The 20,791-nt window shown below is 63.4% G+C and carries 22 protein-coding genes and 1 pseudogene; 2 read left to right on the top strand and 21 right to left on the bottom strand.

Annotated elements, in window-relative coordinates:
• Positions 1-140: 140 nt before the first annotated feature.
• The 13 genes and pseudogenes from CH305_RS27850 to CH305_RS27785 all read right to left on the bottom strand — a co-directional run bounded on the left by CH305_RS27850 (position 141) and on the right by CH305_RS27785 (position 10,983).
• Positions 141-1,535: a DNA cytosine methyltransferase gene (locus tag CH305_RS27850; protein WP_015586227.1), complete on the bottom strand. Its 1,395-nt coding sequence runs from the start codon at positions 1,533-1,535 to the stop codon at positions 141-143.
• The gene (locus CH305_RS27845; protein ID WP_015586226.1) at positions 1,532-2,494 is read right to left on the bottom strand and encodes a DUF5131 family protein; all 963 of its coding nucleotides are present in this window, start codon (positions 2,492-2,494) and stop codon (positions 1,532-1,534) included. Before CH305_RS27845 ends, CH305_RS27850 begins: the two co-directional genes overlap by 4 nt.
• The gene (locus CH305_RS27840; protein ID WP_139278549.1) at positions 2,494-2,682 is read right to left on the bottom strand and encodes a hypothetical protein; all 189 of its coding nucleotides are present in this window, start codon (positions 2,680-2,682) and stop codon (positions 2,494-2,496) included. Before CH305_RS27840 ends, CH305_RS27845 begins: the two co-directional genes overlap by 1 nt.
• 20 nt (positions 2,683-2,702) lie before the next feature.
• Positions 2,703-3,422 (bottom strand): HNH endonuclease family protein, encoded by a 720-nt coding sequence (locus tag CH305_RS27835; protein WP_015586224.1) that lies wholly within the window; start codon positions 3,420-3,422, stop codon positions 2,703-2,705.
• The gene (locus CH305_RS27830; protein WP_015586223.1) at positions 3,419-3,739 is read right to left on the bottom strand and encodes a hypothetical protein; all 321 of its coding nucleotides are present in this window, start codon (positions 3,737-3,739) and stop codon (positions 3,419-3,421) included. The genes CH305_RS27835 and CH305_RS27830 overlap by 4 nt, the downstream gene beginning before the upstream one ends.
• A 151-nt stretch (positions 3,740-3,890) precedes the next feature.
• Entirely contained in the window at positions 3,891-4,298 is a 408-nt protein-coding gene (locus tag CH305_RS27825) for a hypothetical protein (RefSeq protein WP_032375879.1), read from the bottom strand.
• Positions 4,299-4,641: 343 nt separating this feature from the next.
• Positions 4,642-4,944 carry a hypothetical protein gene (locus tag CH305_RS27820; RefSeq protein WP_032375878.1) on the bottom strand — a complete coding sequence of 101 codons (303 nt, stop codon included), beginning with the start codon at positions 4,942-4,944 and terminating at the stop codon, positions 4,642-4,644.
• 677 nt (positions 4,945-5,621) lie between these two features.
• Positions 5,622-5,957, bottom strand: coding sequence for a hypothetical protein (locus CH305_RS27810; RefSeq protein WP_015586219.1), 336 nt, complete (start codon positions 5,955-5,957; stop codon positions 5,622-5,624).
• Between the two features lie 27 nt (positions 5,958-5,984).
• On the bottom strand, positions 5,985-7,280 hold the full coding sequence (locus tag CH305_RS27805; protein WP_015586218.1) for an AAA family ATPase: 1,296 nt from the start codon (positions 7,278-7,280) through the stop codon (positions 5,985-5,987).
• A 57-nt stretch (positions 7,281-7,337) separates the two neighbouring features.
• Positions 7,338-8,534 carry a hypothetical protein gene (locus tag CH305_RS27800; protein ID WP_015586217.1) on the bottom strand — a complete coding sequence of 399 codons (1,197 nt, stop codon included), beginning with the start codon at positions 8,532-8,534 and terminating at the stop codon, positions 7,338-7,340.
• On the bottom strand, positions 8,531-8,719 hold the full coding sequence (locus CH305_RS27795; RefSeq protein ID WP_032364835.1) for a hypothetical protein: 189 nt from the start codon (positions 8,717-8,719) through the stop codon (positions 8,531-8,533). Before CH305_RS27795 ends, CH305_RS27800 begins: the two co-directional genes overlap by 4 nt.
• Positions 8,716-9,886: pseudogene (locus tag CH305_RS27790) on the bottom strand (VWA-like domain-containing protein). Before CH305_RS27790 ends, CH305_RS27795 begins: the two are co-directional and overlap by 4 nt.
• Positions 9,883-10,983: an ATP-binding protein gene (locus tag CH305_RS27785; protein ID WP_015586215.1), complete on the bottom strand. Its 1,101-nt coding sequence runs from the start codon at positions 10,981-10,983 to the stop codon at positions 9,883-9,885. The pseudogene CH305_RS27790 and the gene CH305_RS27785 overlap by 4 nt, the downstream one beginning before the upstream one ends.
• Here CH305_RS27785 and CH305_RS29790 point away from each other — a divergent pair.
• The gene (locus CH305_RS29790) at positions 10,872-11,657 is read left to right on the top strand and encodes a WhiB family transcriptional regulator (RefSeq protein ID WP_255183024.1); all 786 of its coding nucleotides are present in this window, start codon (positions 10,872-10,874) and stop codon (positions 11,655-11,657) included. The genes CH305_RS27785 and CH305_RS29790 overlap by 112 nt on opposite strands.
• A gap of 302 nt (positions 11,658-11,959) precedes the next feature.
• On the opposite strand, the gene CH305_RS27770 is transcribed toward CH305_RS29790, so the two are convergent.
• The 4 genes from CH305_RS27770 to CH305_RS29635 all read right to left on the bottom strand — a co-directional run bounded on the left by CH305_RS27770 (position 11,960) and on the right by CH305_RS29635 (position 15,782).
• Positions 11,960-12,676 (bottom strand): hypothetical protein, encoded by a 717-nt coding sequence (locus CH305_RS27770; protein WP_015586212.1) that lies wholly within the window; start codon positions 12,674-12,676, stop codon positions 11,960-11,962.
• Positions 12,676-13,536, bottom strand: coding sequence for an RAMP superfamily CRISPR-associated protein (locus tag CH305_RS27765; protein ID WP_015586211.1), 861 nt, complete (start codon positions 13,534-13,536; stop codon positions 12,676-12,678). Before CH305_RS27765 ends, CH305_RS27770 begins: the two co-directional genes overlap by 1 nt.
• Positions 13,533-13,982, bottom strand: coding sequence for a hypothetical protein (locus CH305_RS27760; RefSeq protein WP_015586210.1), 450 nt, complete (start codon positions 13,980-13,982; stop codon positions 13,533-13,535). The genes CH305_RS27765 and CH305_RS27760 overlap by 4 nt, the downstream gene beginning before the upstream one ends.
• 750 nt (positions 13,983-14,732) lie before the next feature.
• Positions 14,733-15,782, bottom strand: a complete 1,050-nt coding sequence (locus CH305_RS29635) for a MinD/ParA family protein (RefSeq protein WP_306436928.1) — start codon at positions 15,780-15,782, stop codon at positions 14,733-14,735.
• Positions 15,783-16,552: 770 nt separating this feature from the next.
• Between CH305_RS29635 and CH305_RS27745 the strand changes: the two genes are divergently transcribed.
• Positions 16,553-17,419, top strand: coding sequence for a phosphoadenosine phosphosulfate reductase family protein (locus CH305_RS27745; protein WP_015586207.1), 867 nt, complete (start codon positions 16,553-16,555; stop codon positions 17,417-17,419).
• Positions 17,420-17,555: 136 nt separating this feature from the next.
• On the opposite strand, the gene CH305_RS27740 is transcribed toward CH305_RS27745, so the two are convergent.
• The 4 genes from CH305_RS27740 to CH305_RS27725 form a co-directional block, all read right to left on the bottom strand.
• Positions 17,556-18,563, bottom strand: a complete 1,008-nt coding sequence (locus CH305_RS27740) for a DUF6615 family protein (RefSeq protein WP_141215470.1) — start codon at positions 18,561-18,563, stop codon at positions 17,556-17,558.
• Between the two features lie 52 nt (positions 18,564-18,615).
• Entirely contained in the window at positions 18,616-19,269 is a 654-nt protein-coding gene (locus CH305_RS27735) for a MerR family transcriptional regulator (RefSeq protein WP_371828345.1), read from the bottom strand.
• A 22-nt stretch (positions 19,270-19,291) separates the two neighbouring features.
• Entirely contained in the window at positions 19,292-19,489 is a 198-nt protein-coding gene (locus tag CH305_RS27730) for a hypothetical protein (protein ID WP_032375875.1), read from the bottom strand.
• Positions 19,490-19,863: 374 nt separating this feature from the next.
• Positions 19,864-20,721, bottom strand: coding sequence for a LysR family transcriptional regulator (locus CH305_RS27725; protein ID WP_158514280.1), 858 nt, complete (start codon positions 20,719-20,721; stop codon positions 19,864-19,866).
• Between the last annotated feature and the right edge of the window lie 70 nt (positions 20,722-20,791).

Genomic DNA, 20,791 nt, shown 5'->3' with positions numbered 1-20,791 from the left:
CTTCTCCGATCTCCGTCAGGACCCGCATATACGGGGTCTGACGATGATCAAACTGGAGGAGAGGCGACGACAACAGAATCGGTGCGTCCCCTTTGCCCGGGAACCTTGAATGCAACTACAGAACGACTGTTTGGCCGATGTCAACGGCTCAAGCTCTGCACGCCGACTCCCACGATATCTCGCGAGGTCGGTGGGGTAACCGCGTTTCCGCACATCCGAACATTTCGCTGCTTGGTTCCCCCGCGTAGAACGTACGTCGACGCGAAGCCCATTGCGCCTTTGAGTTCCGGTACGTCGAGCATTCTGAAGGACAGGTCTTCGACAGCGATCGGTCGGCGTGTGGACTTTCGATGGTGAGCGGCAGCGGGCACGACCAAGCCATGGTGGTTACCCGATGCCGTCACGGTGCAGAGAGCGTCGCTGACCGATCGCGCAGTCGAACCTCCACCTCGCAGCTCTGCGATGAACGGGGTGATCACCGCATGATGGCGGCCGCCCGCGGATACGGTCGACAGCGCCTCCGAGGTTCGATGATTCTTCGACTGGCCCCGCAGCACCGACACGAACGGCTCGAACACCGGGGCCCGCCCCTCAGACGGCCGTGATCTTGCCTGCCGATACTCGAACAGCGTGCCCGCGGCTTCTCTCGCGTCCTCGGCATGCGGAGCTGCCCAATACCGGTCGATGCCGGCCTGGATTCGTGCGATCGTTTTCGGCTTCAACGGACGAGTGCGGTCCCCTATCCGCTGGCCGGTCTTGGTCCAGTCGATGATGGTCGAGGCAGGGAGCCAGTCGGGCTCGAGCACGGTGTCCGCACACGCACGTGCGGGGCACCGGTAGGAGTACTGGCTACGGTACTTACCCACAGCCACCCCTGGGTTCTTCCAGGCCTGCAACGCACGCACGGGCCCGCAGCGAGAGCAGGTTGCCGGCGGACGGACCACGGTCTCGAAGTCAGGTGCCCGGTTGCCGGCCTTCCAGAAGCACACATAGAGGCGATCGCGGGACTGCGGCGCTGGTGTCCCAAAAGTCCATGAGTGCATCGAATTCAGGCAGATAAGGCGATGTTCGTAACCGAGGGCGTGCATCGCCGCGATCCATGGCCTGTAGAGAGGCCATGAGTAGATCTCGACGACGTTCTCGACGAAAACCAATTCGTATCGGTGATACTCGGTGAACCGAACGACGTCCCACATCGTCGCCCTCGATCGCTCGGCGGCCTCGGACGGTAGGTCGTCGGACAGTAACGAGATCTGCGCGGCGAGGCGCTTGGCCCCGCGAGCATTCGAGTGCCAGGTGCATTCGGGGCTGAACCATCCGATTGTCGTGCGAGGAAACAGCTTCGGAGTGATCTGAGAGAGGTCCGCGAGGATGTGCTCGGTGTGCTGGTGGTTGTACTGGTGCGTCTCGATTGCCTTGTCCCAGTGGTTCGACGCTGCCGATACCCTCACCCCGGGGATGGCGATCATTCCGGTCGTAGATCCGCCGGCACCGCAGAAGAAGTCCGATGCCGTGATGTCGAGCGATCCTCTCATCGTCCGGCTCCGTCGGGCACGCTGTCCCACACCCGTCGGTCGAGGATCCGGCCGGCGGCCTTACGGCCGACTCGTCGAACTTCGGTGCCGTCGTCGAAGTGGTGGTAGTCGCGGAATCTGGCGATCACCTCCGCTGGTGCCCACTCGCCCCACTGCTTGAACAGAAAGGGCACATCGGCAGCGGTGCACTGGTCCCGGATCTCTCGTACCCATCGCGGATGCATAGGCCGTGCCCCGCGGCCGGACTCACCGCCAACGATCACCCAGTCGAGCGCTGGTTCGCGCTCGCCGCCGCATTTCGAGTCTTCGACCGAACGGAGCCCGTCGCGAGTCAGCGCTCCTCCGATTCTGCTGGGTCGTAGGCGCGTGAAGTCGATCGGTCCGAGGAGCGGTTCGGCAGAGACGAACCGAAGAGCTGCAGGCGTGTCCAGCAGCGCCCATACTCGCAGGTCTGCAGTCTTCTGGTCTTCGGCCGAGACGCCGATCCACAGGTTCGGCAGCGGCCAGCTCTGGTACCAGACATCGGCGGGGCGGAAGGCTGCGACGACGCCAGCGATGGCGTCGTCGACGGCGCGGCGGAAGGCATCGGACTGGAGCAGTGCCCGCATCCGAGCGGGTCTCTTGGTGAGCAATTGAAAGGTGTGCTGGCGGGCGAGCGCGATCACCGCGAACACCGCGAACACCCGGGCGATGTAGTCGTCCGGGATTGCTGGATGGAAGAGGTCGCTCATCGAATTCACGAAGATCCGGCGTGGCCGGCTCCATCGCAGCGGCTGGTCGAGCTTGCCGGGGCGCATCTCGACGTCGAATCCGTGCTCGAAGTAGTGCCCCGGTGTGCCGCGGAACCGCTCAGCGAGGGTTTGGGCGTAGCAATGATCGCAGCCCGACGAGACTGCGGTGCAGCCGGTGACCGGGTTCCAGGTTGCGTCGGTCCATTCGATGGCCGTGGCGTCGCCCATCATCGCTCTTCCGGGTCGTGGAGGGCATCGAGGAGCTGGAATCGTAGATCGGCGTCAATCGCGAACGAGATCCCCCTGCTGGGCAATTCGATCGTGTAGCTGTTTCGATCAGGTGCGGTCGTGATGATCCATGGGTTGGGGTGGAGCGGGACAGCGTTTGTGTCGGTGGTGGGGTCGGTTTCGGTCATGGCGTCCTCCGAACGTTGGGTCATTGGCTGCAGACGCTCGACGCTGTTCGCGCATCGGCGCTGGTGATGTCGAGGTCGTATTTCGCGGCCACGGTGAGATACGAAGTGACGTAACGGCATTGGTATGGCGCGTTGGGTGGCAGCCAGGTGTCGATTCCCTTGTCCGACTTCTGCTGATTCGTACGTCCGTCCACCGCGAGCAAGTTGATGTCGACGTCGTTGGCGAAGGCGGTTCGCTGGTCGATCGACCAGGCCCACGCCCCTGCGTCCCACGCCCTCGCCAACGGGTACACGTGATCGATCTGAATCTTCCCGAGGTCGTCGATCGTCGATCCTGTGTAGGGGTCGTGGAGTATCCCTGCTGCGACTTTGCAGTCGCGGGTTCCGGGCTTGAACTCGACGTCGATCAGTTGGGTTGCCAGGACGTCGTTTCGAGTGTCACAGCCGTTGTGCGATCCAGGGGCGGACGAGTCATCGGTCCACGCCGGGCCGAACACGCACCCTGAGCCCTTCTTGCAGGATCGGTCGTATCCATCGACGTCTGCGAGCGAGTCCACCGTTTCGAGCTGAGCGAGGAGCTGCGCGATGGGTACAGGCGTGCTCGCCGCGGCTGGGTCTGGGGTGTTGACCACCGCTAGTCGTGAGAGCGGATCGGCGTGCGTTCCGAACGTGTACGTCCCGACCGCGAGTACGGCCATCACGATGGGCACCGCGATGCGGAGTCGTCCGCGCGCGCTCATCGAACCGCCTCCGCCGGCAAGTCGGCATGCCCGCAGCTTCCGCGCCGCCTACGGTCCGAACGGTCTGACCAACGATGCAGTAGTGCCAGAGTCAGAGCCGAGAAGGCAGCGAGCAACGTGCCGGCCAAGGAGATGACCAAACTGACGGTGACCAGATCCTTCACGATCGGCAGAGCCCCGTTGAAGATCGCGAGCATGCCGACGACGTAGCCGACACATGCAAGCGCAACAGTGCGAGCCTCGCGGCGGCCATCTTCGGCCGCGAGGTGGCGCTCTACGTCGTGGATGAGGCCGTCTCGGCCGGATTGTGGGTCCATCAGGGAGTCCTTTCGTAGTGAGCGCGATAGCAAACGCAGTCCTGCACGGGGTAGATAGCGTGGCGGTGAGGTCTGTGACAGCCGGCCACTGAATCGCAACCCAGGAGCGTTCTCCTGTGGCTGCACCGGGCGGGCAATATGCGCCCGGGTGTCACAAGCGTTGCGAGTTCGGGGCCGTCTGGTACTGGTCTAGTGGCCGGTCGCCGGGATGGACCGGGCCGACGTTGCGACGCCACGGCCCGGTCAGGTAGTCGTAGTGCTCTTGAGTGAAATCGGAACCGATCAGATCTCGTACGACCAAGCCTCGGCCGACATCGCGGGCAGCGACTCTGGCAGCCCCGCATCCGAGGACGCCGAGCAGGTTCATGGTCGCTGTGAGTTCGTGACGCCGATTGTCGCCGCAGGCCGCCGTGTGGGCAGCATGTGTCGCTTTCCGCCAGCCGGGTGCGCACCACCACGCGGCGCTGACCGTCTCCGGTGCGGTTTCCAGCAGATCGGACTCGACGTCGAGGGTGCGCGCCAAGTCGAACACCTGCCGCCACCGCAATCCGAAAACCACCTCGAAAACGTGGTCCGTCAGCTCATGGTCAGGAACGGTTGGTCGGAAGCGGTCGGCGGCGTTCGGAGTAGCAGCAAAGTACCTCTCAGACAGGCCGTGTTGCATCCGGCGATGGACTTCGCTGGCGATGGCGCTGTGCGCCTTACTGTTCGAGCTGCAGCCGGTACTGCCGGCAGCTCGTGCGTGCGGTGAGAGGTCGACCGAGGGCGGCCGCGTTGTCGAGATCGAGGATTGCATGGGTACTCCCGTTTCTGTGGGACAGATGGTCGGTCTGTCGATCAATTTCTGACTGGTCTCTGTGCCGCTATGCGACCAACAACGCGGCGCTATATCACTCTGCTGCTTAATTTTCCGATCTTTCAGCGCCGTCCAGCCAGTCACCGATCCTGCCGCGGACGGCGTCACCACCGGGGGGATCGTCGTAGGCGTCTTCGAGCGCTCCCCGCGCTCCGGATGAGATGACCGCGAGATCGCAGTCTCGTGTGTCGGCCCAGTCGCCCCACGTCCATCCCCTTCCTGCGTCGATGTGAAATTGTGTTGCTGCAGCCGGAACACCGTCGACGAAGACTTGGATGTGGGTAGGACCATCTGGATCGCGGACGACGATCACCTCGATCCGAAGTGCGGGGGCGAATCTTCTCGTCACGATGTCGCACCGGCCAGACGCTCGGGCCTGTCGAACTCCCCTGCCGCCCGACTATTCGAGTTCACAGTCCGGTGGTGGCGCGACGCAGCCTCTCTCGGTGGCCGTGCCCTGTGAACGGGCTTGGCATCCGTTGCGCCGCTACGCCGTCGAAGCAGCCACTCGATCCCGGTTGCTACAGCACACGCCACGGAGGAAACGGCGAACACCATCGCTACACGACGCGGATCTCCGTCGATGGCGGCATCGTCGGTCCGGCGCAGCAGTGCAGCCCAAGCCAAGCCGGCAAATGCAGCGAAGACAGCCAACACCCCCGCAACACCGCGCGCTACGGCTACCACGCAATATCGCGACGAACCCGAACTGCTCGCAGGTACATGATTCCTACCGTCGATCCGGACGAGGACTCTCATATTCGACACACCTCTGCACTTCTCGGAAGTCGGATGGTCAGTCCGCTCATCTGGTGAAAACGCCGACAACAACAGAAGTCGTCGTCGCCGCGGCTTCGTGGAACCACCCACCAAGCCGATACGCCAGGACACTACCCACCGGACCCGGAGTTCGCTAGGGCTCAGCAGCGAAAACGTCCCCGGCGCACCCAGTGCCGGGGACGGGCCTGGGGCGAGCAGCGACCCGGCGCACCGAACCGCCGCTCACTCCTCTCCCCAGAGCGTCCCCTACTCGGTCCCGTACAGCTCGCAGCGGTAGTGGTCTTGACCGCGTTCGTCTACGGCGTCCCAATCGACGCCGACGGCGTCGGCAAGGTGCCGCAGGTCGCTCAGAAAGTCTCCGAACACCGTTGTCAGTTCCTCGGTTTCGAGGCCGATCGGTCTGGCGTATGCGATCAGCCCTTCGGCAGCGTTGGCCGCTCGAACACCGTTGTCCCGGCTTTGGGTATCGAGGGTGTAGCCGATGCGCGGACGCTCGCGTCCCTCGACCGATGCGTGGAGTTCTTTCGGCGTCTCGATGCCGGATAGCCGCTCGGCCTTGTACTCGATACTTGTGTCGGACATGTTGTGTGCCTTTCTTTTTGGGGATCGCTACACGACGGGCGTGCAGTGCAGTGCGGCCATCAGGCCGGTGTGGGTGGCGTGAGCCGGGGATGGTTCGGCGTGTTCGAGGACGTGGGCGGTGGCGTCATCGATGACCACAGTCATGTGGGCTCGGTGGCGGGTGAGCATCACGCACGCTCTGCCGGGGTCGAGATTGAACGGCTCGGCTGTCCGGTACCCGGCAAGCGGGTGCAACACGACAACGGCGGCGCGTTCGAGGCCTTGCAGAGAGTTTGCGGTGCCGACCAGTACGTCGGGGTGATCCGAGAGCAAGGCCCGGACAGCGGCAGCCTGCGTGACATGAGGGACGACGACAGCCAGGTCCGCCGCTGTCATGGCCCGCTGTCCGTCCGGTGTGGTCACATCGGCGTCCAGCAGTTCTCGCGCGCGCAGGGCGCACTGTGTGGCCAGGACGGGGTCGGTTGGGCCTCCGATGACCCGCACTGGCCGATGCGCGAGTTCGGGCAGGCCGGGGCCGCTGGAATCGGTCAGATGCTCCGGTGGGCGACGGGAAGTGAAAGGCAGGCCGGGGTAGAACAGCGGTTGAATGAGGGCCGTTGTCCTCGCGCCGAGACGCCAGGTGTGTCGCAGACGGACCACGCCGACCGAATCGCCGTGAGCTGCTTGCAGAGCGAGGGGGGCAGGCAGGTTCGGTGCGGTCTCGCTGCCCTCCCACCGCGATACGTCTCCGGTGACCACCGGATCGATCTGTCCGGGGTCTCCGACGCAGACGACCTGTCGAGCCATCGCGCCGAGCGCCCCCAGATCGGCGTAGGTACATTGCCATGCTTCGTCCACGATCAACACATCGGCACCGATTCGGTCCGGGTCCGAGAAGAGCCACGGCGCCGTGGTACCGATGAGAATTGCGCCAGTCTCATTCGACCACCGCACTTTTCGTCCTGTCACTACGGGAGTGCTTCCACTGTCGGGGAGGGGTGCTTTCGCCTTCCAGATCAACGCTGCTCGATCTGTCAGCGCGCCGAGCCGACGCGCGATTTCCACGGCTTGTTCTCGGGTTTGCGCCGCGATACCCACCCGTAGGTCTGCGCGATGGGCCAAGGCGGCGGCGAGCAACGCGACCAGTCGAGTTTTTCCTGCGCCCGGTGGTGACGGGACGACGACAACGGGGTCTCCGGACCACACAGAGAACAGCACGCGTGCAGTGATCGGGTCGGCCATGATCTGTGATCCGGGCCAATGGGCGGGCGATGACGGTTCGGTTCCCTTGAAAGGTGTTGCGTCGGGGTTCGGGGTGTCCGCTCCGGGTGCGACGATACGCATTGTTGTCCCGTTCTTCTTCTAATGTGTTGTTCATGAATACTTTTGGTCGTCTTCTGATCACGGAGCGTCCTCTGCACCCGCTATCAGGACATCGAGCGGGACTTCGCGGCGCACGGCGCTCGGGGCTTGTCCGGTCGAAAGCCAGGAACGGCGAGCGCGGTACAGATTCCAGTACCTCGCCCGTCCTGCTCGCATCGTCGCCGGTGAAGGCGGTTGGGGCATCAAGGTCACCTGGTCTCCGTCGTTCGGTGCGTGCGCTCCGAACACCCCGATACCGAGCGTCAGTTTGCCGTTGACCACCTGTGCGGACGTGACGTCGGCAGAGAAGCGCTCGAAGGGTTGATCGAGCGGTGATCCGACCCATCCCGTAACTGCCGAATCAACCCGCATCCTTGAGTCCAGCCGGTCGCAGGTCACCGACACCGAAACGTTGCGGCGGCGTGAACCTGTCGGCGGTGCCGCCACCGATGCGATGCCCTGGGCCACGTGTCCTGTATGCAGCGCACGTACTCGCCACAGTGGATCACTCAGCAACGCAGCGGCTTTGAGGTCGGCGGCATCGCATCGGGTCCGTAGTCCCATGGCCGCACTAGCTGAGTTGTCCGGCCGTGACCAGTCGTGGCCCGCAGTCGTGGCCGACAATGTCCGATCCCAGGAGTATCGGTCATCGTCGTGTATCGGATCGAGAAGCGGCAACAGCGGTCCCGTTGCGATGCACGCTGCCCACTCATGCAGGCCTGCGACGCTCTCGTCGGTAATGCCGAGCCAGGAACGCCATGTTCGGGCCGCTCGCTCGGCGTCGGGCGCAGTGCCGAGGACCAGACGCGAGGACGACGCAGCAACCAGATCGATCACCGCCGACGTTCCGGGATGGTCGGCTCGATCGGCCCACCATCCGATCATGGCGGCAGCCCCCGCTATGTCCGGATCAGGGTGGTGGGCGTGCGCACGCGCCAGGGCCAGCAGGCTCGGTATCGTCGCGGCGTCATCGGTGAGCAGCATGGCCGGTTCAGCCGTACCCACCGTCGTTGCCCCGTTGCGAGCGAGCAGGGCCAGAGCCTCGGTGTCGTGCGCGGACTCTTCGGTGCATCCATCTCGAGCGACGGACACGGCCAGCGTTGTTCCTCGCGTGACCGCACGCACGGCCACGGCGGCTCTGGACGGCTTGAAGGTGGCATGTGCCAGCCGAGGGACCGGTTGCATCTTTTCGGCGGCATAGAGGCGTTGCGCGAGGTCGAACCACTCCACGCTCATCGCTCGTCACCGTCGACGAGGATCAGGGCGTTGCTCGCGCACTCCCACCCTGCGCGCAACGCCATTGTGGCGGCGTCGGCCGCTGCGCTGGCGACGACGATGCGGATATCGGCGGCGGCGATTCCAGTGCCGGTGAGCACCCTGTCTGCGTACTTGAGCAGTTCCACGGGTCCGCTTTCGTTCATCGTGTGGCCCCCGATCCGACTGGCACGTGCACCGTCGATGCCCATGCCGGTGTGACGCCCCTACCCTGGACGCCGCCGATGATTGCGCACACTAGGTGGGACCTCGTGGGCCGGTCGGGCCAGGGTGTATCGCCATCGGTCAGCACCACGACGACGTGGGGTGCAGGGCGCGCAGCGTTGGCTGCGGCGATTCCCACCCTCATATCGGTTCCGCCACCACCAACCAACGTCACATCAGCGACCGATCGTACGTGTTGTGCCGTAGTGGATTTGGCGTCACACGCCAGAATCCGAACCCGGTCGCGTGCTATGCCACCAGCTTTGAGAACTCCCGCCACTTCGCCCATCGCGGCATCGAGGTCTGCGGCGGGAGGGACGGGAGTACGAATAGTTCGTCCTACCCGCCTGCTCTGCCAACGCACGCCGAATTACGGCCCGTAGCAGACGATCCCACGCTACCGTGGGCGGGGCGAGAACATCAGCTGCCCACCGGACCAGTCCCGCCGGGGCACTACCTCGACCGGTACCAGCTGCTTCGCGAACTGCCTGCGCGATAGATCGGCGCACCAGGTCCGCTTCCGCATTGTCCAGTCCCTCCGTGATCACTTCTCCCGAGCCGATGAGTTCACCGGGGACCACAGGGCACCCCGATCCTGATCCGCATCCCGGATCGCCCTCAGCGCCAACGAGTTCGGTGACAGTCTGATGCGCAATCGGGTCACGCAGGTAGTCGTAGTACTGCTCGGCTGTGTCTCCGGAAAGGCAGCCGAATGATTGAGGGGTGATCACCCCTTCGGGCAGGCTGACTCCCGCAGCCAACAGGTCGTCGTTGATTTCGGCGTCGGCCGCGAAGTTCCACACCAGATGATCGATGGGCTTCGCCAGAGCGGCGGCACGGTCGGCGTGTGCCCGTAACAAATGCCCGACCTCGTGCAGCAGCACTGCACCGACCATCGGCACCGGCCACGCGCAAGGCCCGACCAACAGATCCGGATCCAGGTACAGCCGCCACCGAGCGTCGACCGCAAACGTACCCAGGCCCGGTGCCGCCACGGGTTGCGCTGCGAACAGAGCGCGCATGAAGTACGGCATCTGCTCAGCCGACACCAGCCGCGCGAGTCGGAACGCTCGCATTTCAACCGGCTCGAGCTCACGCACGCCGCTCATGCCGCAGCCTCGACCAAACCCGCTGCCACCAGCATCGGCGCAAACCGGCGCGCGCTCGCAGGAACAGCGGCCTTCGCCGGTCGCGCTTTCGCCAGAGTGCGTGCCGCAGCCCCGGCCACGTCGGGTGCTCCTGCCTCGGCGGCGGCAATCAGCGGACCCCAGGCGTTGCGCCACGCTTCGACGGTGCCCCGCGAGGCCGCCCACGCCGTCACGCCGGACAGCACGGCCCACACCAGATCAGGACGCGAGCGCCAATCGAACGCCGTCTCGGGGTTTTCGATCACGGCAACGGGGTCTGGGAGGTCGGCCTTGCGACGCCATTCGAGGAATTCGACACCCGCGCCTTCCCCGATCAAGCCGAATACCACCGCGTTGGTCGCCGCATTGTCGTCGTCGCAAAGATGTGGCAACACCCGCGCAAGCATCGACCAGGTGCGCCGAGACGGCCATGCTCCACCTGTCTGCACTCCGACCTTCGGAAACGCATCGAGCGCCTCGGGCGCACGCTGGATGTACCCGATGATGGAACTGCGCACCAACGCCTCCCGCTGCTCGTCGCTGGTCACCGCACGCGAAGAGGCCGTGCTTGCCCAACCCGTGGCCATACCGTCGAGCCATTCATCGACAGACGGCGTGAACTCGATGTGGCAGAAGCGGTTTGCTAAGGGAGCCTCCAACTCGTACCCCCCTGCAGCGCAATCGGGCGGATTCGCACCTGCGATGACCCGAGTCCCCTTCGGCAGTTGCAGATCACCCACCTTCAAATCCAGTGCGACTGCCAGCATCGCCGCCTGAACGGCCGGTGGACTCGTGGTCAGCTCGTCCAGAAAGAGGTAGCCCCCACCCTCTGCATGTAGCCGTCGCGCCCAATCCGGGGCCTCCAATCTCACGCCACTCTCACGGACTACCGGTAGGCCTGCGAAGTCGGCGGGCTCCCGCAAGGACCCCAAGACCGTTTCGCACAACACCCCCTCGGATGCAGCAAGTGCTCGAACCAGGCTCGACTTCCCCATACCCGGACCCGAGATCAACAACGACGGGACACCAGCCCTCCCGCACGCATCCACAACAGTTACCGCAGTCGCCAAATCCGGCATCGCAAAACTCCTCGAAAGATGGGCAAGATGGTCAGTCTCACCAACAACAGGACGCCTCAATCTTACTGCGTCAGAACGCTTTTCACCCAGTCACACCAACCGTCAACGTCCCCGGCGCACTCAGTGCCGGGGACATTGACGGTCCGGGCTCAAAGAGCACCGGACCGCCACGTGTGCTGCGTGAAGTGTCCGGGTCCCTCGATATCGTCGAACCCACTCGAAAAAGGCCGGGTCGCCCGAAAGAAAGGACCCAACACGTGACACCGCTCGAAACAGCCATCGCCGCGCCACTGCCCCCGCCCGCGGCGGAGGACATTTCGTCATGGCGCTCGGACGCATTGTGCGCACAGACAGACCCCGAGGAGTTCTTCCCGCCCCCGGGTGGAGCAACCAGCAGAGCAAAGCGGGTCTGCGCAGAATGCCCCGCCAGAGCCGCTTGCCTCGCCCATGCACTGACGTACAACGAACAACACGGAATTTGGGGCGGAAAGACACCACGAGAGCGCCAAGAGCTTCAGCACACCACAGCCATAGAGAGCCGGCCTACCCGGCATCAACAACAGGCGCTCACGATAGCCACGCTTTCGGCCCAGAACGTCCCAGCCGAGTCCAGTGCAAGCCAGCTCGGAATCACGACCCGGCAGGTGTACCGAATACGCTCCCGCACAGCGTGAATCAACGCGCGATTCGCCGGTCAGACCTGCCTGGTGATGCCTACCCCGTTACAGTCGGCGCGATCAACCGCGGTTGATCGTCGAAGCGTCTCGACTTGCGTCGCTCCTCGCTGAAGGCTTCTCGCCGCAGGTGATGTCTTGGCCGGCGAGAAGGTCCGCAAGAACGACCGCGCGCGCCGCATGGGCCAAGATTTCGGCAGGTAGCGGTGGACCATCGAGGGTTCGGATTCGCATGGTTGTCAGTATGGCGTTCGGCTCCGACAAGTTGCTGTCCCGCAACGTTTCCGGTGCGTGTTCACGGGTCACTGGGGTGTCCATGGCATGCATAGCTCGCGCATTCTCGACCGGTGCATGTGCGGTGGCCGTATCGCGCCTCGGCCCAAACCGCCTGTTTCGACTGTTGGTTTGCCCTGCAGACAGATGCGTGGGCTCAGGCGGCCGAGGTGGCCGTTCGGATGGAGGTGGCCGGCCGACCAGTCATCGATGTCGACGGGCTGCACTTCCCATCTCAGCACCTGCCCCTCGCCCTGGCTGCGCTTCTTCCCGATCGCATCGATCGACGCCAGGGTTGCGCTCACCCGGTCGATGTCGCCGACACCTCTCCAGAGCACAGTCCGCGTGGAGGTCAGTAGGAGCGGCATTTGGCGTGCGCGATATCGGCCCTGCCGGTCGGAGATGACCGATGGTCGGTACCTCGCGAGTTGCTCGAGCGCACGGTGGTCGGGTCGTCCGCTCCAGTGATGGATTTCCGGGGCGTCGGCCAGGTCTTCGGGATAGGCGTATGTCGCGCACCAATGCCAGTCGTCGCCTCCCCCCAGAGTGCACCGAGCGAGTGGTAGATCCAGATCGGCGGGCACCTCGTCGGGGCCGGCGGCTTCGAGGTACTGTCCGCGGTCCCGAGCAGCGGCTTTTTCGTCTTCCCACATCTCGGATGCGAGCAAGCCATCGAGGCTCGTCGCCCACGGAGCTGCATGCGCAAGTCCGACCGCCAGGTGTGCTTTTACCTCGAACGGCCTCATCACGTCAACGCCTCCATGACTTCCAGCGCCTCGTCACGGCGCTCTCGAAGATGGGTTCGCCAGTCGAGCTCTTTCGGCTCGTCGCCGGCGAGAAGGGTCCGCTCGAATCTGGTGCGGACGAGGCCGTGTCCGATAGCTGTACGCCCGCCGATGGTTCCGGACTCGACGAACCTGCCAACGACGTCGGAGAAGAAGGCCACGTCCAGATCGGTTGCGCGATCGAGACGCAAAAAGGACTCGAATCGTGTACCGGCAGGCAGCGTTTCGATCTCATAACGCATCAGAGAGCTACCGTCGACGGTGGCTGCGTCGGTTCGGCCGACTGCGGGGAAGTCATGATCGGTGGAATCGTCGAACCGGCTGTACCGTTCGAGCGCCATGGTGTCGAATTGGCTCAAGACAGCACGGTCCGGTGCGGGACGGCTCATGAGGTGGTCGGTTTCGAGGACGTGCGGGATCACTTTGCCCACGCGGAGACAGCCGTCGATCATTCGACCGCCGCCGCTCCCGCCGAACACGCTGACCTGTGGGTTCAATGTACGGAGCCGGTGTAGCCGTTCGCCGGACAGCGGCTCTCCGGTGACCTTGGTCAGGCTGCCCCCGTTCCGAAGTGTGTGTGCTGCAGACAAGCTGAGAAGCCCTTCGTATGCGAGGACGTCCCGTAATAGCTCCTCCCCGATCCGCCGGAGCGCCCCTCGGAAGGAGTTCCCGGACACAATCGGAACCAAGGCTGCGGAACCGTTGGGCTGCTGTATTTTTTCGCGCCGGAACAAGGTCGTTGTGGTGGCGCTGTGTTCACCGCGGTGCGAGATTGCCGAGACCGCTGTGATGTCGAGCTGCCAGCGCATGGTCGAGGTCACTTCTGCCTCCTGGGCGATGTAGCAGTCGCTGCGGTGGACCGGCGCGCTTGAACAGCTTCGGCCACGATCCGTGTTCGGAGTACGAGGGCGGTGGTGTTTTCCCGTAAGAGGGTCAGGACCGGTATCGATTCCTCGCGTAGAAGGACCGATAGTTCGAGGCGTTGTTCTTTCGTCGACGGCGCTGACTCGAGATCGGTTGCCACGGTGCTCCACCATCGATCGAGGTCGGCTCCGCCGGTGTATGTCGCGACCCGGACTCGGTCTGGCAGGTGGTGGTCCCAGTACAGCTCTCTCCGGCGTCCCACCCACCCGGTGTCCCAGTTGATTCCGTAGTGCAGCAGCAACAACAGTCGTTCAGCTATTGCTGCCGCACCGGTGACGGGCGGCAGAAAGCTCGCTGCGTCCAGCCAGGTTCGGGTCGGTGTCGTAGCTCTGGTCGGGGTCATGCCGTGCCTCTGGTTGACGTTGAAGCCGTCGCTGCGAGGTCGAGGTACACAGGACGCTCTCGCCACGGATCGAGGCTGTCCCAATCCGCGAACACAGACGTCCACGTTCGATGAGGAATGTTCTTGAGCGTGCTGAATGCCGGCGCTGCGCGCGCAAGCGCTGCCAGGGAGAACCCTCGCCGTCGCAATCGCACGACTGCGCTCAGGCGTTCCGCGTCGTGCTCTGTCCATGGAAGCGCGACGTCGTCGACGGCGACCCGACCCCACCGGGCATGAGGAAGAATGTGCTTGCGCCCAGGGCGTAACGGAACCACGACGGCGGACGTCGGAGAGATCGCTTGTCCCAGAACGCGACGTAAGCGGGTCTTCGACAATTTTGTGGCGCACACTGGATCACTGGTGACCAGCAGGAGGTCCGAGCGAAGTGCCGTTGTCGTGTACACCCAGACGCAGACGTGACACATCGTAGGAGCCGCAACGTCTACCCACCCGTCGAACCCGGTGAACGTTCTCGACACAGTCTCACGCACTCGCCGTCCGGAACCTTCTGTCGCGCCACCGCACCGCGCGCACGCGGAGTCACCAGAAACGCCGGCTGGTGGCCACGAAACCGCGCATCCTGTTGCGGCCTTGTAGGCGGTCGTCACAACGTCGAGCGCCGCACTGCCCCTTGATAGTTCGACCATCTCTGCACTCTAACGGCGCGCCCGGACACCACGGACAGGCCAACTTTCACCGGCACGGTCCAACTCACCAAGGACTCGGGCCGGGCGCTGGTGCGTGCCGGCCGACGTTGGCAGGAAAGTCGTCGGCGAGGAGAGCAGCCAGCTCGACGAACGCGCGTTGTGCAGGCTTGCCCAGTAACTCGAGATCGATGGTGTCGCCTTCGGCAAGGTGGTCGTCGTACGGGACGACCTGGACGGCGCGAGTGCGTTCTGCGAAGTAGGACTTGAGTTGCTCGACATCGAGGGCCGTCGAGCCCTTCCGTGATTCGTTGATGACGACAACGGTGCGTTTGACCAGGTCGTCGAAGCCGTGTCGCGACAGCCATTCGAGGGTCGCCCCAGCGCTGCGCGCTCCGTCCTTGGCCGCGGAGGAGACCAGGACCAATGCGTCGGCTTCTTTGAGGACCCCTGCCATGGCCGAGTTCATGAGACCGGTGCCGCAATCGGTCAAGATGATGTTGTAGAACTGTTCGAGGATGCGCAGTGCGGCGGTGTAGTCGTGCTCGTTGAATGCCTCGGAAACGGACGGATCACGCTCGCTTGCAAGAACTTCGAGCCTGCTTCGCGCTTGCGAGGTGTAGCTCCGTACGTCGGAGTAGCTGTGTACTTCTTTGTCCGCGAGCAAGTCCCGCACTGTGCGGTCACTGTCTCGGTGAATGCGGTAGGCGAGCGTCCCGAAATCTGGGTTGGCGTCATAGGCAATGACGCGCTCGCCCCGCAGTGCTGCGAATGTCGATCCAAGCCCTGTTGTCGTGGTTGTTTTTCCGACCCCGCCCTTCATGGACAGGACTGCGATCTTGTAGTTCCCTCGAACCGGTTGCCGTACGCGGCGCAGGAGCTGCTCGTACTCGAGTTCAGCCGGCGACTGTCCGGGATTGGCTGAACCGAACGAGAGTCGGTAGAGCCACCGTCGCCAACCTTTGCTCGGAGGCAGTTGCGCACGGCGGATCAGCTCCAGTTCGTCGATCGACCGCGGAGGGGCAACAGCTGCTGTCGGCCTTGCTGTCGGAATTGCTGTCGGCACTGGTTCTACCAACTGAACGGGCTGCGAGGTGAAGGGGCGATGAGCTGTCACTGCCAGAGAGTCGGAGGCGCTTGTTGGCTCCGGGTGAGACGTCGGTGCTGAACTGTCGACCGACTTGTTGGTGTGCCATTGCTCAACAGCGGGTGCGGAGCCGCCCTGCCCTGGCCAGGCCGAGGGCCGGTCCGGCATTGGTGCCTGACCATCGTTGACGCGCGGCGGCCGTGAGGCCGGCTCCGAGGTGGGTCGATGTGCACCAGAATTGGGCTGGCTCGCCGAGGGGGAGCTGCTGGGTGCGGAGCTGGGCCGGTCTCTCTGCGCGAATTCTGATGCGACTTTGGACCGGGCTTGGGATACGTTTTTCGACACGTTTTCATCAGCGTTGTTGGCTGCGACTTTGGGTGCGTCGTTCGGCACGAATTCGCTGGCTACAGGCTGTTCACGGGCGGGTTCTGGATGGCCTACGCCCGAGTCCTGGACGAGGTCACCGTCCTGCCCATCGTGGCGATCTTCCGACCCCCCTTCCGGCTCGGAATGGTTCGACTGATCGGTCGCATTGTTCGCCGCCGACGGATCGACCACCCACCGGGGCAACGCGCTGCCTGGGTCGGACTCTGTGGGACTCATCGGTCGCCACCTCTTCCTCTTGCTCATTCAACGGACGATATCCGGGCGAACATAACACCGGCACCGGACACCTCGAACACCCCGAAAACTGCTGCCGAGCGGCCCCACGGACCGCCGTTGTGCAACCGGTAATTCCGCCTGTTCGGGTACAGCTTCTGCTTTGTCCAGTCTGAAGTGTCCGTGTCCCGACTATCGTTGTGGCGGTGCGTAGCAACGATTTCGACGGCCTCGATCTCACTCGACTACGGTCCCTTCGATCCTCGCGGCATGACATTTCGACGATCGTCGATCGCGTGGCCGAACACCTCGACGAATTCGATGGGTACGTCGCATTCAGCGGTGGAAAAGATTCCGTCGTTGCTGTCGATCTCGCCCGCCAGGCGGACCCAGATGTCCCGGTAGCCTTTTTCGATTCCGGTCTCGAATACCCCGAGACCTACGCCTACGTCGAGCAGATTGCGACGAAGCTGGGACTGGACCTGCACATCATTCGCGCTGAACCAACGCTGCTGACAGTGATGGCCCGGACCGGGGAATGGGACCACGGCGGTAGCCCGTCGGCTCATGTACCCGCACGAGGCTTCGAGACCTTGATTGCGCAGCCTGCCCGGGCTGCGCACACCAAGTTCGGTGACGGGGAGGTCTGGGGCGTGCGGGCAGACGAATCCAGGAAAGGAACCGGCAGGTGGTCGATGTACTACTCCGCTCTCGCACGTGAGATCAGCGAGCGCTGCCAAGGCGCGAGCTGCTGCAGCAACAAAGCGGAGCAGCGTCGACACCACGGGGGGACGGTTCGCCGCACCGATGGAACTGTGGCCTATGGGCCGGTATGGGACTGGTCCGCGGACGATGTGCTCGCCTATTCGCATCAGCACGACCTTCCGAGCAACCCTGTCTACGCCAAACTGGCCGCGCTGGGCGCACCTGCAGCGAATCTGCGGGTTTCACACATTCTCGACGGAAATTTCCTCGAATCGGGCAGGGTCACTCGTCTGCGTCGAGGTTGGCCGAGCCTGTTCGAGGAGATCGCCGCAGTGCTCCCGCGAATACGCGAGTTCGTGTAGATCGCCATATCGACTGTGCGCGTGTAGCATTCCTGGCACTGAGATTGCACAGGGTGAGTCGGAGGCACACCACACGGTGGCCTCCGACTACTTTTTTTGCATCAGAACCAAACGACCTCTTGTCGGCCGATCGGCGCTAGCTCAGGCGTAGGTTCATGAGGTCTGAACTTTCCGGGTTGAGCTCCAACAACAGGCGATACCCCGGCCCTGTCCGCTCGGTCTCGTCGGGCAGGTTCAGCATTCGACCCACCAGATCGTCTCTGCCGATCTCATGAGCGAATTGTTCGGCGCTCGCGAGGCGCTGAGCGTAACGCGCCTCATCGCGGGGGTCGAGAAATTTCCTCATCGTGTACATGCCGTAGGCGGCCTGCTCGGCTTCGCGAGACGGAATCGGGTAAGTCATTGCTTCGAAGGCATCGTCGGTGAGCGGCGATCTGTTTCCCTCCATGTGGTGCAGGTTCTCGGCCACCTGCCGCACAGTCGGAGCCGCGCCCGAAGGCCCGGAGTGAAGTAGATACGCCCAAGGGGTCGAATGCACGAGATACCGTGGGATATAGCGCTTGTTTCGGCGGGTAGCAGCTGGGATGAGAGCTGGCGGGAAGACTGATGTGGATGGGTTCTCATAAATTTCTTTGACCTTCTGCGCCGCGGAGACTGCGCACCCCCAATCCAACGAGCCCCACATCGGATACGGAACGTGCCCGCCGTGCACCGCCCTGAGGTTGCGTGCGATCGCATCGATGTACTGGCCCTTTACGAGAAATCTATCTTCGGGCCACCCGTTGAAGAAGACATACAACGGAGTTGCACCGTCGAGCCTGCTCTTCAAAATCAGGGTCTCGTACTGCTTGACTTCTTTAACTGAGTGTCCGAGCTGCTCATAGCGGTTGAATTTGTGGCTGGCGCGTTTTGCTTGAATACGAAGCTTGATCCACCGCTCGTCGGCCGAAGAACCGATCCACCACTCCCAATCCGCACCGTTGCCCGCCTCGACCGCCTTGGCGTATTTCGTCACTCTCAGCGCCGGAATACGCTGCTGAAGCTTGATCAAGTTGAGGTCGGTGAGCGTCTCTTCTCCAGGTCCGATGCCGCCTGCAATTCCCGTCTCCATCAGACCCCAGGTATCAGAGGCTGCTTCATTCATCGCGTGGACCATGTAATTGGCACTGAAGTGTGTACTCATCCCGGGGCCGACTTCAGGCGCTCTTGCGGTCGCGTCGCGATCCCAGTTCGTCGATTCGGGTGACCTTGTCGCTTCCCACAGAAACTGCAGGGAGCGCACGGATATCGGCAGCCACGTCCGCGACTGTATGTCCGATCGCGATGCCGAACACGCCCTGACCACCGTGTAGCAAGTCCACTATCTCGTCGTCAGATGTGCACTCGTACACCGAAATACCGTCGCAGAGCAGAGTTACAGACGCCAGCCCCTGGGCGTCACGCGCACGCAGGCACTCGATCGCAATGCGTACATTCTGCAAAGACACTCCGGCCTCGAGGAGACGACGAATCACTTTGACCACCACGATGTCGGAGAAGGCATACATCCTTTGCGATCCCGAACCGGATGCAGGGCGGATCGACGGTGACACAAGCCCTGTACGGGCCCAGTAGTCGAGCTGGCGGTACGTTACCCCAGTCACTTGCTGGACCTGGGGCGATTTGTACCCCAGACACCCGTTCACGGCGTCGGCGGCGGTGCCGTTCGAGGTCTTGAAAAGCCCCGGCACGATGTCCTCGAACGAACCCTGTTCGCTGCAGCTCACAACTCGCACCCACCCTTTAATCGATCGTTCGATGCACGATACCGCTCGACATCGCTCTGCTTTCTCTCCCGGCCAGCGGGCCACCTCTGCACGTCCGCCCCCACCGTTACTCGGCGGACAAACCGAGCAGCCATCCGATGAACGGCGTAAGACGAGGAACACCGAACCTGAAGAGCAGAAACACCGCGAGGAAGACGGCTATCGTGACCCGCTTGGATCGGAACTCCGTGAAGGAACGGATCGCTATAACGGCAGTGACTGCCACTACCAGGGAGCAGAAGTTCAGCACGTCGTCGCCGCTCATCCGAGCAAACCTGCCGATGCAATCGGGCTGAGTGGGGTCATTTCATGGGGCGTGATGCTGTTCATCGCCGCACCGTAACGATTATGGCACCGATGGCGGAGGTCTTGAACGGAACGTAGAATTCCCCGAATAGGGGAATTCTACGAAGCTTGATCCCACGGGCGTGTCGGACAGTGTTCGGCCACCACCGTCGCCCTGCTGACGTTCAGCATTCTCGATCTCCCCGCCTCCGGTGGCCGTGAACCCGGATCTAGCGCATACCTGCGCCCTGACAATCACTGCCATACAACCTGTTTCGCAGATGTCATGTGCCTGCCCGTTACCTTTTGAGCAGTCCTGATAACCGAGCGTTACGGGTGAGATCGGCCGCGGAATCAGCCTGCGAGAATCACGTTCATCGCATTCAGGAGCGCGCCGACTGCCGGGATTCGGGTCGAGCTCGCCGCACGTAGCGAACGTGTCACGGCCGGCTCGGTCGGCAGATACCGCACCCTGGCCGTTCGGACTCGCGCGGTGTCCGGAACCAGCGCGACGGCCAGACCTGCTTCGACGAGGGCCAGTTGGGTCGAGTAGTCGGACACCTCGTAGCGGATCGTCGGTTCGACTCCAGCTTCGCGCAATGCGTGCACGAGCGCGGAGTGCGCATCCGACCCTGATGGGCATACCGTCCAGATCGATTCCGTTTCGCCGGAGAGGGTTGCCATCTCACGGTTGTCCTCGATCGGTACCGCGAGGTGTACATCCTCGGTGTGGAGCGTGTGGACGTCGATACCTGCGGGGACCGTCGCCGGCCGATGGTCCCAGGACTCGAAGACGACGAGATCGAGGGTGCGGTGCTGGAGGCGGTCGAGCAAATCGATTCCTTCTCCGTCGACGACCTCGGGGCGCAGCAGTGGATACGTGCGAGCAAGGTCTGCCAGAGCTGGGACCACCAGCCGACGTAATGCACTTGCGACCGCGCCTACTCTCAGCGCTCCGGCAACGTCGGTGTCGATCGAGGCAAGGTCGTCTTCTGCGGCTTCGGCGAGAGCGGACATGGCGGCCGCACGTGTCGCCAGTGCGCGACCGGCGGGGGTCAGCCGTATCGACCTTCCCTCTCTCTCGACCAGGGTGGTGCCGGCTTCCTTCTCCAACTTGCGGATGTGTTGCGACACTCCGGGTCCGGTGAGGTGTAAAGATTCTGCAGCTCGAGTGACCGAACCTTGTTCGGCTACTGCGGCGAAAACTTTCATCCGATCCCACGACAACATATAAGTGATACTACTGTTTCAGCGGTAGAACTGGCTAGTAGACTTATCGGTT

Source organism: Rhodococcus sp. 15-649-2-2 (genome assembly GCF_002258645.1).
GTDB lineage: Bacteria > Actinomycetota > Actinomycetes > Mycobacteriales > Mycobacteriaceae > Rhodococcoides.
This window is presented reverse-complemented; position numbering and strand designations above follow the sequence as displayed.